The organism is Paenirhizobium naphthalenivorans (genome assembly GCF_007992095.1).
Taxonomy (GTDB): domain Bacteria; phylum Pseudomonadota; class Alphaproteobacteria; order Rhizobiales; family Rhizobiaceae; genus Allorhizobium; species Allorhizobium naphthalenivorans.
The window spans coordinates 120,503-134,095 of the sequence record NZ_BJZP01000010.1; the positions used below are offsets into that span (position 1 = coordinate 120,503).

General features: G+C 64.1%; 12 protein-coding genes. 10 read left to right on the forward strand and 2 right to left on the reverse strand.

Annotated features, from left to right (window positions below; all coding sequences use genetic code 11):
- Positions 1 to 8 precede the first annotated feature (8 nt).
- Together RNA01_RS12170 and RNA01_RS12175 are read right to left on the reverse strand one after the other, a co-directional pair.
- Positions 9 to 1,919, reverse strand: a complete 1,911-nt coding sequence (locus RNA01_RS12170) for a bifunctional 5-dehydro-2-deoxygluconokinase/5-dehydro-2-deoxyphosphogluconate aldolase (RefSeq protein ID WP_147180484.1) — start codon at positions 1,917 to 1,919, stop codon at positions 9 to 11.
- A 129-nt stretch (positions 1,920 to 2,048) separates the two neighbouring features.
- A complete protein-coding gene (locus tag RNA01_RS12175) occupies positions 2,049 to 2,867 on the reverse strand; it encodes a MurR/RpiR family transcriptional regulator (RefSeq protein WP_147180485.1) in 819 nt (272 codons plus the stop codon).
- A gap of 215 nt (positions 2,868 to 3,082) precedes the next feature.
- On the opposite strand from RNA01_RS12175, the gene iolG reads away from it, so the two are divergent.
- The 10 genes from iolG to RNA01_RS12225 all read left to right on the forward strand — a co-directional run bounded on the left by iolG (position 3,083) and on the right by RNA01_RS12225 (position 13,456).
- Complete coding sequence (gene iolG / locus RNA01_RS12180) at positions 3,083 to 4,078, forward strand: inositol 2-dehydrogenase (RefSeq protein WP_147180486.1); 996 nt, start codon at positions 3,083 to 3,085, stop codon at positions 4,076 to 4,078.
- Positions 4,079 to 4,297: 219 nt separating this feature from the next.
- On the forward strand, positions 4,298 to 5,161 hold the full coding sequence (locus RNA01_RS12185; protein WP_147180487.1) for a PfkB family carbohydrate kinase: 864 nt from the start codon (positions 4,298 to 4,300) through the stop codon (positions 5,159 to 5,161).
- A 191-nt stretch (positions 5,162 to 5,352) separates the two neighbouring features.
- A complete protein-coding gene (locus RNA01_RS12190; RefSeq protein ID WP_147180488.1) occupies positions 5,353 to 6,273 on the forward strand; it encodes a LysR substrate-binding domain-containing protein in 921 nt (306 codons plus the stop codon).
- Positions 6,274 to 6,401: 128 nt separating this feature from the next.
- On the forward strand, positions 6,402 to 7,925 hold the full coding sequence (locus tag RNA01_RS12195; protein ID WP_147180489.1) for an ABC transporter substrate-binding protein: 1,524 nt from the start codon (positions 6,402 to 6,404) through the stop codon (positions 7,923 to 7,925).
- A 48-nt stretch (positions 7,926 to 7,973) separates the two neighbouring features.
- Entirely contained in the window at positions 7,974 to 8,174 is a 201-nt protein-coding gene (locus RNA01_RS12200; protein ID WP_147180490.1) for a hypothetical protein, read from the forward strand.
- Positions 8,168 to 9,118: an ABC transporter permease gene (locus RNA01_RS12205; RefSeq protein ID WP_147180491.1), complete on the forward strand. Its 951-nt coding sequence runs from the start codon at positions 8,168 to 8,170 to the stop codon at positions 9,116 to 9,118. Before RNA01_RS12200 ends, RNA01_RS12205 begins: the two co-directional genes overlap by 7 nt.
- Complete coding sequence (locus RNA01_RS12210; protein ID WP_147180492.1) at positions 9,115 to 9,987, forward strand: ABC transporter permease; 873 nt, start codon at positions 9,115 to 9,117, stop codon at positions 9,985 to 9,987. The genes RNA01_RS12205 and RNA01_RS12210 overlap by 4 nt, the downstream gene beginning before the upstream one ends.
- Positions 9,987 to 11,021 carry an ABC transporter ATP-binding protein gene (locus RNA01_RS12215; protein WP_147180493.1) on the forward strand — a complete coding sequence of 345 codons (1,035 nt, stop codon included), beginning with the start codon at positions 9,987 to 9,989 and terminating at the stop codon, positions 11,019 to 11,021. Before RNA01_RS12210 ends, RNA01_RS12215 begins: the two co-directional genes overlap by 1 nt.
- Positions 11,018 to 12,013, forward strand: a complete 996-nt coding sequence (locus RNA01_RS12220) for an ABC transporter ATP-binding protein (protein ID WP_147180494.1) — start codon at positions 11,018 to 11,020, stop codon at positions 12,011 to 12,013. Before RNA01_RS12215 ends, RNA01_RS12220 begins: the two co-directional genes overlap by 4 nt.
- A gap of 48 nt (positions 12,014 to 12,061) precedes the next feature.
- Positions 12,062 to 13,456 (forward strand): amidase, encoded by a 1,395-nt coding sequence (locus RNA01_RS12225; protein ID WP_147180495.1) that lies wholly within the window; start codon positions 12,062 to 12,064, stop codon positions 13,454 to 13,456.
- Positions 13,457 to 13,593 lie beyond the last annotated feature (137 nt).

Sequence of the window (13,593 nt, forward strand, 5' to 3'; positions counted from 1 at the left end):
TTTTCTCCCTAGACGCACGCCGTCTGTCGCGCTTTGTCCCAAACGGAACAGAGGCTACGGTAACGCTGCGCCATTTCCTCCACGGCCTGCTTGTCACTGATCGCGCCGGAAAGCCATTTGCGCGCCGCCTCGCCGAAGATCGTCCGGCCGACAGCGAACCCCTTGACCAGCTCGAAGCGGGCGGCGAGTGCGAAACTCTCCTCCAGTTCCGCCTGCGGCGCATCGAGCCCCAGCACGACAATACCGCGCGTATAGGGATCGTGGCGTTCCACGGCGGCGCAGGCATTGGCCCAGGACGCCTCGGTGCGCATCGGTTCGAGCTTCCACCAATCAGGATAGACGCCGATCTCGTAGAAACGCTCGATGATCCGCGCGACCGTATCATCATCGGTCGGACCGACCTTGGAGGGGATCACCTCGAGCAGCATTTCCAGCCGGTTGCGGCGGGCCGCGGCGAACAGCCGGAGCACGGTCGCCTCCTGCTCGGCACGCACCTCAGGCGCGTCGTCGGGATGATAGAAGCACAGTACCTTGACGACATCCTCGACCGGCCATTCGACCAGCCCGCCGAAATCCGGTCCGATCTCGGGCTCCAGCGTCAGTGGACGCGAACCCGGCCATTCAACCGGGCGGCCGATCCAGAGACCCGAACCGCTGGCCGCATAAAGTGCATCACGACCAAGTCTGCCGTCGCACAGGATTCCGTAACCGGGGGCCCCGCCGGCAACACTAAGTGCCGCATTCAGGCAGAGCGTCTTGAATGCGCCGATCCGCTCGCGGGCCACGCCCGCCTCATCGGCCATGGCCTCGAGTTGCAAACGATGATCGAAAGCGAAGACCCGCATCGTCGACCAGTCGCCTGTGCGATTGGTCGACCAGTGCACCTGCTCCAGCGCCTCGTCCTTGCGCAGCGCCTTGTTGCGGATGCCGACCCTGAAGAAGTATTGCAGCTCCTCCCAGCTTGGATAGGCCGGCGTGCAGCCGTGACGTGAGACGGCGAAGGCACCACAGGCGTTGGCGAGCTTCAGGCTGGTCGGCCAGTCCTCATCCGTCAGCCAGCCTTTCAGCAGCCCGGACATGAAACCGTCGCCGGCGCCCAGCACATTGAACACCTCGATCGGAAAGCCCTCTCCGGTCTGTCCTTCGTCAAGGCTGTCGGGAATAGCCCCCTCGAACACCACAGCGCCCATGGCGCCACGCTTGCACACCAGCGCCGCCTTCGACACGCGGCGCACGGCTTTCAGCGCCTCGATCGTATCGGTGGTGCCGCCGGCGATATGGAATTCCTCTTCCGTTCCGACGATCAGGTCGAACAGATGAAGCGTCGCCTGCAACTTCGTCGTGACCGCCAGGGATTCAATATACCGGCTCTCGCCGGCCCCATGGCCGGCCAAACCCCAGAGATTGGGGCGGTAGTCAATATCAAGCGCCGTCTTCGCCCCGCCTTCGCGGGCGATCTTGAGCGCCTTCAACACGGCAGCCTCCGTGCGCGGATGCGAAAGATGGGTGCCGGTCGCCAGCACGCAGCGCGCTTCGCCGACGAAGGCCGGATCGACATCCTCCTCGCACAGCGCCATATCGGCGCAGTTCTCGCGGTAGAAGATCAGCGGAAACTGGTGTTCGTCGCGAATGCCGAGGAGAACCAGGGCGGTCAGACGCTCCGGATCGGTCTTCACGCCCCGCACGTCGACACCCTCGCGCACCAACTGCTCACGGATGAAGCGGCCCATGTGCTCATCGCCGACGCGCGTCAGCACGGCCGACGTCAGCCCAAGCCGGGCCGTCCCGGCGGCGATATTGGTCGGCGAACCGCCGATATATTTGTTGAAGGACGCCATGTCCTCGAGCCGACCGCCGACCTGCACGCCGTAGAGATCGACCGACGAGCGTCCGATCGTGATCAGATCGAGTTTTGCCAAGCGAACCTCCCTTCAGGCGGCGGGTCGCTTGCCTCGCCGTCCATTCCTTCGGGACACAGCGAAACCGCCGCATCCCTTCCTCTTGGAATGGACTTTAAATTCTATTTTTAGAACTTTCAATACAAATATTCAATTATCCTGTCGCGCTGTTCCGACTGCGACGGAGAGCGTGATGGCAAGGCATAACGTCGCCGACAGGGAGCGGAAGGCGCCGAAATCGACTTCCGAGACCGAAAGCGTAATGGCGTCGAACTTGCGCAAGGGGCTGACGATCGTGTCGGTGATGGCAACGATTGGAATGCCCTCCTTCGCGACGTCCTCGACCAGCTCCATGGTCTCGGCCGAATAGGGCGAAAAGGTGATAGCCAGAAGCACATCGCCCGGACGGATCGCGTGATGGTTTTCCAGTTTGCCGACCGCGCTGTGCAACATGGCCGGGACATTCATCTTCTCCAGCGCATAGGCCATGTAGCTCGCCACCGGAAAGGAACGGCGCAGGCCGATGATGTGGATCATCCCGGCGCCCGCGAGCACTTCCACCGCGCGTTCCAAGAGCGGTGTTTCGACGGATTTCAGCAACCCCTCCAGCGAGGTACGGCCGGCCTCGACGAATTCGGCCAACAAAGCGGTCGGGCTGCCCTCGCCCAGCTCGCGAATGTGTTGAAGACGCGTCGAATAGTCCGGCCAGCCGCCGACGAAGGAATCGCGAAACAGCTTCTGCATTTCGGAAAAGCCGGAAAAGCCGAGGATCTGGCAGAAGCGCATGAAGGCGGAGGGCTGGACGCCCGCGCCTTCCGCCATTTCGGCGACGGTCGACACCGCGATCCGATCCTTGTTGGCCGCGACATAGTCGGCGCATTGGCGCAGTCGCTTCGGCAGGTTTTCCGACACTTCCAGCAGCCGCTCCTCGAAGGCCTTGATGCTGGTTGGCCCGCCGGTGTCCGTCATGACTGTCCTTTCCGCATTGTCGCTTGACACAAACAATATCGCAATCTAGCAAAATAGAACGTATATTCCAAATGGAGTTTTGGAGCGTTCATTCGAGCCTGTCCCTGCCCAAGCCCGTTTAGACATAATGGGGCGGCAGGAGAGTGGCTGGCGCAAACAGTGTCTAGGGCGCTTGAGGCCGTTTCGGCAAGGTGACCAAGGGAGGAGAGAGAATCATGGTAACGAAATTGGCTCTTTTGGGCGCCGGCCGAATTGGCAAGGTGCACGCGCGCGCGATCGCCGAAGACAGACGGGCGAAACTTGTCGCCGTCGCGGACGCCTTTCCCGAGGCTGCCAAAGCGATTGCAGAAGCCTCGGGCGCGGCTGTGAAGACGATCGACGAGATCGAGGCCGACAAGGACATCGACGCGGTCATCATCTGCACGCCGACCAACACCCATGCCGACCTGATCGAGCGTTTCGCCAGGGCCGGCAAGGCGATCTTCTGCGAAAAGCCGATCGATCTCGACGTCGAGCGCGCCCGCGCCTGCCTGGAGACAGTGCGCAAGGTCGGCGGCAAGGTCATGCTCGGCTTCAACCGCCGCTTCGATCCACATTTCCAGGCCGTGCGCAAGGAGATCGACAAGGGGACGATCGGCAAGGTCGAGATGGTCACCATCATCAGCCGCGACCCCGGCCCACCACCCGCCGAATATATCAAGGTCTCGGGCGGCATCTTCCGCGACATGACCATCCATGACTTCGACATGGCACGCTTCCTGCTCGGCGAGGAGATCGACACCGTGATGGCCTCCGCCTCCGTGCTGGTCGACCCGAAGATCGGCGAGCTTGGCGACTACGACTCGGCAAGCCTGATCCTCACCACGAAGAGCGGTCGACAGGCGATCATCTCCAACTCGCGCCGGGCATCCTATGGTTACGACCAGCGCATCGAGGCACACGGTTCACTCGGCGCTGTCTCGGCCGAGAACCAGCGCCCGGTCTCGATCGAGGTCGCCACCAAGGACGGCTATACACGCCCGCCGCTGCACGACTTCTTCATGACCCGCTACACCGCCGCCTATGCCGCCGAGATTTCGGCCTTCATCGATGGACTGGAGCAAGGCACACCGCTTTCGCCCTCGGCCGAGGATGGTCTGATCGCGCTGGCACTCGCCGATGCAGCGATCAAGGCAGTGGAGCAGAAGACGGCGGTCAAAGTCGTCTACTGAAGTCCTCACCCACACGAAACAGACGCCGCCCCTTCGCACCGGGCGGCGTTTTCGTTTCAGTCGATGCAAGGGCACAGGGTCCAGCCAGCCGCCCGCTCTTTGCCATTTCCCTTGCGAACGTCTGCCCCTTGGTCAAGAAATGGGATCGGTCGCGGCCCTCTCCCCGGAGAAACCGGCAAGGCGGCGCGAAACCACGAACGCAGAAGGCATCGGTACGGCATGCGCACTTCCCTCACGGCGGCAAGCGGCTCGATCATCGTTATCGGCCACATCAACCACGACCGCATCTGGCGGCTGAACGGGCCCTTGCGGTCCGGCGCCCGGATCTCCTGGTCGGACCGGCGTGTGCGGCTGGGCGGTGGGGGATATTACACCGCGCGACGACTGATGGACCTCGGGCATTCGGCAAGCCTCGTCGCGACGCTGCGGGACGACCGCCTCGGACGCTGGGCTCTGGATGCCCTGACGGCCCGACACTTTGACCTCACCCATGTCGACATCGCCAAAGGCGAGACCGAATGCGCCGACATTCTGCTCGAGCCCAATGGCGAACGGACCATCCTGTCGAGCCAAAAGCGCATCAGCCGCAGCTTCTCGCTTTCGGCGCCGATCAAGGGGGAAGCCTTCTACGTCAATGGTGCCCACCTGTGCGACAATATCGTCCAGTCGCTTGATAAGGCGCGGCTGGTGGTCTCGCAGTTTCCCTTGGGCAATCCGACACCAAGACCCGCCGACGTGATGGTCGGCTCCAAGGCCGACTTTCCGGGTCAGGGTCTTGAGGAAATCTGGCAGGCGGCAAGCCGGATTGGAGGCAGCCGTCTGAAGCAACTGGCCCTGACCGACGGACCGCACGAGATCACCCTGTTCGACGGTGGGAAGCGTCAAGACGTCCACATCCCCCACCCGGTCTCGACAGGCGATACGATCGGTGCCGGCGACAGTTTCAGCGCCGCCATCCTGCATGCCCTGATCGGCGGTGCCGGCCTGGCGGAGGCGGCGCAATGGGCCGGTGATGCGACCGCCAGATGGCTGCTACAGCGCGACGCGATCGCCGGAACCGACTGGGCGGACGAGCCGGCATGATGCCGATGGCGGACAGATCCTCCCCAACACCGAAATCGATCGCCGGACAGCGCGTCAGGCCGGCCGTCCGACCTTCGCCTTCCGCCCGCTCCGGCAAATAGGCGGGGCTTGTCTCGCTTCATCGCTCCGCTTACGGTTTTCGCCGCCGGCCGGCGTTCGGCCAGGACAAGACCAAGGCGGCAAGAACACAGATGCAGATCCGGGCGCTGATCTATTTCGACGAACTGGTACGCGCGCGCTCTATTCGCGGCGCCGCCGACAAGCTCAACATCCAGCCGACGGCGCTTTCGCGCCAGATCGACCAGCTGGAGCACTATTTCGGCACGGCGCTGATCGAACGCTCCAGCCGGGGCGTGCGGCTGACATCGGCCGGCGAATTACTGGCCGCCCGCGCCGGCAAGACATTGCGCGAACTCGATCATGTCCGCCAGCTGATCGACGATCTCGAGGGCTTGAAACGCGGCCATGTCAGCATTTTCGCCAGCGGCGCGACAGTGGCCAATCTGCTCGCCCCGGCGCTCGCCGATTTCAGCCTCAAATATCCCAATATCCGCTTTTCCGTGACCATCGCCTCCGCCCGAGCCGCCATCGAGGCGGTCGCCAATGCCGAGGCCGATATTGCCGTCACGCTGTTTTCCGAGGCGCAGTCGGGCACCCGCGTGCGGCTGCGCGCCGAGATCGTCTACGACGTGATCGCCGCCGCCAATCATCCTGCGGCAAGCCATGCCGAGCTGACGATCGCCCAGCTCACCACCTATCCGCTGGCCGTTCCCGACCAGTCCTTCGGCGCCAGACTGGCCTTCGATGCGCTGTTCAAATCCGCCGGGCTGACACTCGACCCGGTCTTCGTCACGAGTTCGCTCGACATGCAGAAGGAGCTCGTGCTGCGCGGCGCCGCCGTCACGCTTTTGCCGGCGCTCACCGTGCTTAGGGAATGCCGGGCCGGCCAGCTGGTGGCGATCCCGATCGCTGGCGGCAAGGGGATCCGCACGCCGATCGATCTCTGCATCGCTGCCGACCGGCAGCTCTCCTTTGCCGCCGCCAAGCTCACCGACGCCATCGACCGCTTCATGCGAGAGGCCATGCCGGGGAACAAAGGCAAGACCGCGTAGCGTTTTTCGCTACACGGGGCACACAAAAAACCGCATTGTGTGCGCGCCGGCAAGATGACAGTATTTTTTGCAATGCGCCATCGGCTAACATGTCGACCACAACGAGCGCCAGGAACAGGGGAATTTCAATGACCAATGCAATGCTTGCCGCCAGGCCCAACTCTCTCAGGGATTTCGCGCTCGGCCTTGCCGCCACCGTGGCCGTGATTTTCTCGAGCCCGGCACTGGCCGCCCAAACGGATCTGACGCTCGGCATGGCCATCGAGCCGACCGGGCTCGACCCGACGATCGCCGCACCGGTGGCCATCGGCCAGGTCACATGGCAGAACATCTTCGAAGGTCTCGTCACCATCGACCGCGACGGCAAGATCAAGCCACAGCTGGCAACAAGCTGGGAGATTTCCGCAGACGGGCTGACCTATACGTTCAAGCTCGAGGACGGCGTGAAATTCCATGATGGCGAACTCTTCGATTCCGCCGTCGCCAAGGCTTCGCTGGAGCGAGCCCGCGGTGCCGACAGCGTCAATCCGCAAAAGCGGTTCTTCGCCGCCATCGACACGATCGAGACACCGGACGCCGCAACGCTGGTGCTCAAGCTGAAGGAACCGGCCGGCAGCTTGCTCTACTGGCTCGGCTGGCCGTCATCGGTGATCGTCGGCAGCAAGAGTGCGGCCGACGACAAGACCACGCCGATCGGCACCGGGCCATTCAAGTTCGTCAACTGGGCCAAGGGCGACAAGGTCGAACTGGCCGCCAACCCCGACTACTGGAACAAAGACGTCAAGGTGAAGCTGGACAAGATCACCTTCCGCTTCATCGCCGATCCGCAGGCCCAGGCCGCCGCGCTCAAGTCGGGCGATGTCGACGCTTTCCCCGAATTCGGGGCGCCGGAACTGGTCGAGACCTTCAAAGACGATGAGAAACTTGCGACCGTGATCGGCAATACCGAGCTCAAGGTCGTCGCCGGCATGAACAACCAGCGCAAACCCTTCGACGACAAGCGCGTGCGTCAGGCGCTGATGATGGCGCTCGATCGCTCGGTGATCGTCGACGGCGCGTGGTCCGGCTACGGCACACCGATCGGCAGCCATTACACGCCGAACGACCGCGGTTACATCGATCTGACCGGCACCTATGCCTACGACCCGGAGAAGGCCAAGGCGCTGCTCGCGGAGGCCGGTTATCCGAACGGCTTCACCTTCACCATCAAGACGCCGCAGATGGCCTATGCGCCACGCTCGGCCCAGGTCATGCAGGCGCTGTTTGCCGACATTGGCGTGACGATGAACATCGAACCCACCGAATTCCCGGCCAAATGGGTGCAGGACGTGTTCAAGGGCCACGACTTCGACATGACCATCGTGGCCCATGCCGAGCCGATGGACATCGACATCTACGCCCGCGATCCCTACTATTTCGGCTACAAGAACCCGGCCTTCGCCGACACCCTGAAGAAGATCGAGGCGACCTCCGACATAGCCGAGCAGGACAAGCTCTACGGCGAGGCCCAGACGATCCTCGCCGAGGACGTTCCGGCGCTCTTCCTCTTCGTCATGCCAAAGCTCGGCATATGGGACAAGAAGCTGAAGGGCCTGTGGGAAAACGAACCGATCCCGTCGAATGTCCTGACGGACGTCTATTGGGAGGATTGAGGACTGAGCGCACGCCGCGCTGATCTTCTGTTCCTTGCGAGATAGGTTATGAGCATGACATTCCTCTCCGCCCTGCCGGGCATCTCTCCCTTCCGGGGGGAGATCGGCTGCGGCTGTCTTTCGCTGATCACGGTGCCGGTCGGCGGCCGGGTCATTGCCCTGACACGCTCCGAGCCTGGCCTTGCCGCGCAAACCGGGGGCGCGCAGGCAAACAACAAGCAGAGCGGGAAGAGAAAACGCCCATGCTGACGCTCCTTGCCCGAAGGCTCGGCAGTCTCGTGCTGACGCTCGCGGCGGTTTCCGCCCTGATCTTCGTCGTCATGGACGTTCTGCCCGGCGATCCCGCCGCCATCATGCTGGGCACATCCGCAAGCCCCGACACGCTTGCCGCGCTGCGCCATGAGCTAGGCCTCGATCAGCCCCTGCTCATGCGCTATGCGCAATGGCTGGGCGGATTGCTGACCGGTGATCTCGGGACCTCCTATACCTATGGCGTGCCGGTTGCGGGCCTGATGGCCGAGCGGCTGGCGGTCACGCTGCCGCTCGCCGTGATGGCGATCATCATCTCCGTGGTGATTGCCATACCGCTCGGTGTCGCGTCTGCGGCCAAACGCAATTCCGCCTTCGATTATCTGGCGAGCGTGCTGTCGCAACTGTTCATCGCCGTTCCCGGTTTCTGGGTCGCGCTGCTGCTCATTCTCACGTTCTCGATCTCGCTCAGCTGGATGCCCGCCGGCGGTTTTCCCGGCTGGAATGAAGGTCTGTTTCCTGGCCTGCGCGCGCTTTTGCTGCCGGCGATCGCTCTGGCCCTGCCGCAGGCGGGAGTGCTCACCCGCGTTACCCGTTCCTCGGTGCTCGAGGTCTTGCACGAGGATTTCGTCCGCACCGCCCGCGCCAAAGGCCTGCCGCGCCGCGCCGCGCTCTGGCGCCATGCCGTTCCCAATGCGCTGGTGCCGGTGATCACCATTCTCGGCCTGCAATTCACCTTCCTGATCGCCGGCGCGATCCTGATCGAGAACGTCTTCAACCTGCCCGGTCTCGGCCGGCTCGCCTATCAGGCACTGACCCAGCGCGACGTCATCGTCATGCAGGATGTCGTGCTGTTCTTCGCTGGTCTGGTCATCATCATGAACTTCCTCGTCGACCTCTCCTACCTGATGCTCGACCCACGCCTGAGGGGAGGCAGCCGATGAACGCACCCGTAGAAGACAAAAAGACGGCCTCCACAGCCTACCGCCCCTGGCTGATCGTGCGCCGACCCAATCTGGCGATCGGCGGCGCGATCATCCTGGCATTGCTGGCCATCGCCCTTGTGTCGCTCGTCTGGACACCGCTGCCGCCGGCCAAGATGCAGATCATTCACAAGCTGAAACCGCCGCTGGCCTACGGCCTGCTCGGCACCGACCAGTTCGGTCGCGACATCGCCTCCATGCTGATGGTCGGCGCGTGGAACTCGCTGTCGACGGCGGCGGCCGCCGTAACCCTCGGTGGTGCCCTCGGCACCGCGCTAGGCGTGCTCGCCGCTGCCCGCAGAGGACTGACGGAAGCCTTCGTCATGCGCGCCAACGACGTGATCTTCGCTGTGCCGCCGATCCTCTCGGCCATGATGCTCGGCGCGCTGATGGGCTCCGGCCGGTTTACCGCGATCATTGCCATCGCCGTCTTCATGGTGCCGGTTTTCGCCCGCGTGACGGCGAGTGCCGCCCAACAGATCTGGTCGCGCGACTATGTGCTCGCCGCCCGAGGCGCCGGCAAGGGGCAGTTCCTCATCACCGTGGAACATGTCCTGCCCAACATCTCCAACCAGATCATCGTCCAGGCGACGATACAGCTCGGCCTGGCGATCCTGACTGAGGCGGGCCTCAGCTTCCTTGGTCTCGGCATGCCGCCGCCTGCGCCGACCTGGGGCCGCATGCTGGCCGACGCCCAGACCTATCTGGCGATCGCGCCATGGCTCGCCATCCTGCCGGGACTGGCGATCGCGCTGACCGTCTTTGGTTTCAACATGCTGGGGGATGGTCTGCGCGACCTGCTCGACCCACGCGAAAAGGGGCGGATGTGATGACACCAGATCACACGAGCAACCCGCAGGCAGAGGATCGATCGACGCTGCCCCCCACCCCACTCCTGTCCGTGCGCGATCTCTCCGTCTCGGTTCGTCTGGGCGATGGAAGCCGCATGCCGATCCTCACCGACGTCGCCTTCGACCTCGAAGCCGGCGACACGCTCGGAGTGGTCGGTGAAAGCGGCTCCGGCAAGTCACTCCTGTCACTGGCGATCATGGGGCTCCTGCCCGGTGTTGCCGAGGCGAGCGGCACGATCGCCCTCGAGGGCGAGAACCTGCTCGCCGTGTCCGAGGATCGGCTCTGCGAAATCCGCGGCAACCGCATCGGCATGATCTTCCAAGAGCCGATGACGGCACTCAATCCGGCCATGACCATCGGCGACCAGATCGCCGAAGGCCTCGTTTGGCATCGCGGCCTGTCCTGGCGGCAGGCCCGCGCCGATGCGATTGTTCTGCTCGACCAGGTGCGGATCCCGGATGCGGCGCGGCGGGCGAAAACCTACCCGCACGAAATGTCCGGCGGCCAGCGCCAGCGGGTCGGCATCGCCATTGCGCTGGCGCTCAAACCGGCGCTGATGATCGCCGACGAACCGACGACGGCGCTAGACGTCACCGTGCAGGCGGAAGTGCTCGACATTCTCGATGAGCTTGCCCGCGAATACGGCATGGGGCTGATCCTCGTCAGCCACGATCTCGGCGTGATCGCCCGCATGTGCAGGCGCACCATCGTCATGTATGCCGGCCGGCGGATGGAGGAAGGCCCGACGCGCGACGTGCTGACCCGGCCCCGCAACCCCTATACGCGCGGTCTGATCAGCGCCGTGCCGAAGCGGGTCGGCGACGGCGGGCGGCTCGCGACCATTCGCGGCACCGTGCCTGGCTTCAATCGGCTGCCGTCCGGTTGCGTCTTCTCCGACCGTTGTCCGGAGCGGATCGACGCCTGCGACAGCGCCGGGCCACCCTGGACGTCCCTTGCCGACGGACGTGGTGTGCGCTGCATCCGGGCGATGGAAGGGGAGAACGGCAAATGAACAGAGCCCCTCTCCTCGATATTCGTGCCTTGTCCCGCGACTATGTCAGTCATTCGCTGTTCGGAGCACCCCACCACACCCGCGCCCTCGACGCGGTGTCGCTGACGGTCGATGCCGGCGAGATCTTCGGCGTGGTCGGCGAGAGCGGTTGCGGCAAGTCGACCCTGGCGCGGCTCGTCATGGCGCTCGACAAGCCGACCTCCGGTCATGTCCTGTTCGACGGAGACGACCTCTTCTCACTGTCGCCGAAGCACCTCATGCGCAAGCGCGAGAACTTCCAGATGGTGTTCCAGGACCCCTTCGGCTCGCTCGACCCGCGCCAGAAGGTTGGTCGCATCATTGCCGAACCGCTGCATGTGCTGGCGCGAAAGCCCGGCCGCGCCGAAATTCGCGACCGCGTCGTCGACATGCTCGAAAGCGTCGGCCTGAAGGCCGAACACGCCGAACGCCACCCGCATGAATTCTCCGGCGGCCAGCGCCAGCGCATCGCCATCGCCCGCGCGCTGGTGACCGAACCGAAACTGGTGGTCGCCGACGAAGCCGTCTCGGCGCTCGATCTCTCGGTGCAGGCGCAGGTGCTGAACCTGCTGATGGACCTGCGCGAGAAGCGCGGTGTGACCTTCCTGTTCATCACCCACAACCTGGCCGTGGTCGACTGCATCGCCGACCGGGTCGGGGTGATGTATCGCGGCCGACTGGTCGAAACGGGACCGGCGCATGCGGTGTTCGAGCAGCCGCTCCATCCCTATACCCGCGTGCTGGCGGATGCCGAGCCAAGCATCGACCGGTTCGGACGGCCGGACGCTTCCGAACGCGCGCCGCCACCCGCCCCCTTGGGCGTGGTCGAAGGTTGCGCCTTCCGCAACCGCTGTCCACTCGCGGTCGACCGCTGCGCCAGTGAGCGACCGGAACTGAGGACGATCATCAAGGGACGGCAGGCCGCATGCCATCGGGCCGAGGACATGGCCGCCCGACCGCCATCCACGGTCTGACCACCGATCATAGAACCCATTCATTGCAAGCAGAGACGGAAAACCGATATGACCGATCTACTGGATTTGACCATCAGGGACCTTCTCGCCAATTTCCGGGCGAAGACCCTCTCACCTTATGAATACTGGCTGGCGGTGGAGGCGCGCATCGAGGCCTTCGAACCGCATGTCGCCGCCCTCTATGCCTATGACCCGGAAAGCGCGCGCGCCCAGGCGAGGGCTTCGACGGAACGCTGGCTGCGCGACGCGCCGAAAGGCACCCTCGACGGCATCCCGGTGACGCTCAAGGAACTGATCGCCACCAAGGGCCTGCCGGTGCCGCTCGGCACGGCGGCGGTCGAACTCGTTCCCGCCGAGACGGACGCGCCAATCGCCGCGCGGATGAAGGAGGACGGCGCCGTCATCTTCGCCAAGACCACCTGCCCCGACTACGGCATGCTGTCTTCCGGTCTTTCCAGTTTCCACCCCTTGAGCCGCAATCCCTGGGACGTCAGCCAGAATCCCGGCGGCTCGAGTGCGGGTGCCGCTTCGGCTGGCGCGGCGGGCTACGGCCCCTTGCATATCGGCACCGACATCGGCGGCTCGGTACGCCTGCCCGCCGGCTGGACCGGGCTCTTCGGTTTCAAGCCGAGCCACGGCCGCATTCCGGTCGATCCCTATTATGTCGGCCGCTGCGCCGGGCCGATGACACGATGCGTCGATGACGCGGCGGTCTCCATGGCAACACTATCGCGGCCCGACTGGCGCGACGGCACCAGCCTGCCACCCAATGATTTCGACTGGATGGATCAGGACATCGACGTGCGCGGCATGAAAATCGGCGTCATGCTCGACGCCGGCTGCGGCATCAGCCTTGAGCCGGAAATCCGCGACGCGGTTCTGGCGGCGGCGAAACGCTTCGAGGATGCCGGCGCGATCGTCTTCGAAGTCGAACCGGTGATGACGCGCGTCATGCTCGACGGGCTGGACAACTTCTGGCGGGCCAAGTTCTGGGGCGACATCCGCAACCTGAGCGACGAGCGCCGCGCGAAGATCCTCCCCTATATCTACCAATGGGCGGAAAAGGGTGCCGACGTCACCGGTGTCGAGGCAGTGCAGGGCTTCGGCCAGACCATCGAGATGCGCAAGACCTGCGGCAGACTTTTCACCACCGTCGACGCCGTGCTGACACCGACCAACCCGATCGTCTCCTATCCCGCCGACTGGGCCTCGCCCACCAACGACCCGGAAAAGCCGTTCGAGCACATTGCTTTCACCGTGCCGTGGAACATGTCGGAACAACCGGCGGCCTCTATCAACTGCGGATTTTCGAAAAACGGCATGCCGATCGGCCTGCAGATCGTCGGTCCGCGCTTCGACGATCTGCTGGTGCTGAAGCTGTCGAAACTATTCGAAACATGGACCGGCGGCATCACCCAATGGCCAAAGCCACCGGGGATCTGAGAGCAGCGGTCTGTCCCATCTCACGCCCGACGGGCCACCCACCAGCTGCAGGTCGCGGTGAAAAAACCAGCAAGCCGAACGGGATCATTGTCGCTCTCGCCTTCGTCCTCTCTCTGGCGGCAGGCGACGGCTATTGT

What these genes read in the sequence shown, in the direction of transcription:
- RNA01_RS12215 (WP_147180493.1), top strand. Translation starts at nt 9,987, where the DNA reads ATGACACCAGATCACACGAGCAACCCGCAGGCAGAGGATCGATCGACG.
- RNA01_RS12185 (WP_147180487.1), top strand. Translation starts at nt 4,298, where the DNA reads ATGCGCACTTCCCTCACGGCGGCAAGCGGCTCGATCATCGTTATCGGC.
- RNA01_RS12200 (WP_147180490.1), top strand. Translation starts at nt 7,974, where the DNA reads ATGAGCATGACATTCCTCTCCGCCCTGCCGGGCATCTCTCCCTTCCGG.
- RNA01_RS12210 (WP_147180492.1), top strand. Translation starts at nt 9,115, where the DNA reads ATGAACGCACCCGTAGAAGACAAAAAGACGGCCTCCACAGCCTACCGC.
- iolG (WP_147180486.1), top strand. Translation starts at nt 3,083, where the DNA reads ATGGTAACGAAATTGGCTCTTTTGGGCGCCGGCCGAATTGGCAAGGTG.
- RNA01_RS12195 (WP_147180489.1), top strand. Translation starts at nt 6,402, where the DNA reads ATGACCAATGCAATGCTTGCCGCCAGGCCCAACTCTCTCAGGGATTTC.
- RNA01_RS12225 (WP_147180495.1), top strand. Translation starts at nt 12,062, where the DNA reads ATGACCGATCTACTGGATTTGACCATCAGGGACCTTCTCGCCAATTTC.
- RNA01_RS12175 (WP_147180485.1), bottom strand. Translation starts at nt 2,867, where the DNA reads ATGACGGACACCGGCGGGCCAACCAGCATCAAGGCCTTCGAGGAGCGG.
- RNA01_RS12220 (WP_147180494.1), top strand. Translation starts at nt 11,018, where the DNA reads ATGAACAGAGCCCCTCTCCTCGATATTCGTGCCTTGTCCCGCGACTAT.
- RNA01_RS12205 (WP_147180491.1), top strand. Translation starts at nt 8,168, where the DNA reads ATGCTGACGCTCCTTGCCCGAAGGCTCGGCAGTCTCGTGCTGACGCTC.
- RNA01_RS12190 (WP_147180488.1), top strand. Translation starts at nt 5,353, where the DNA reads ATGCAGATCCGGGCGCTGATCTATTTCGACGAACTGGTACGCGCGCGC.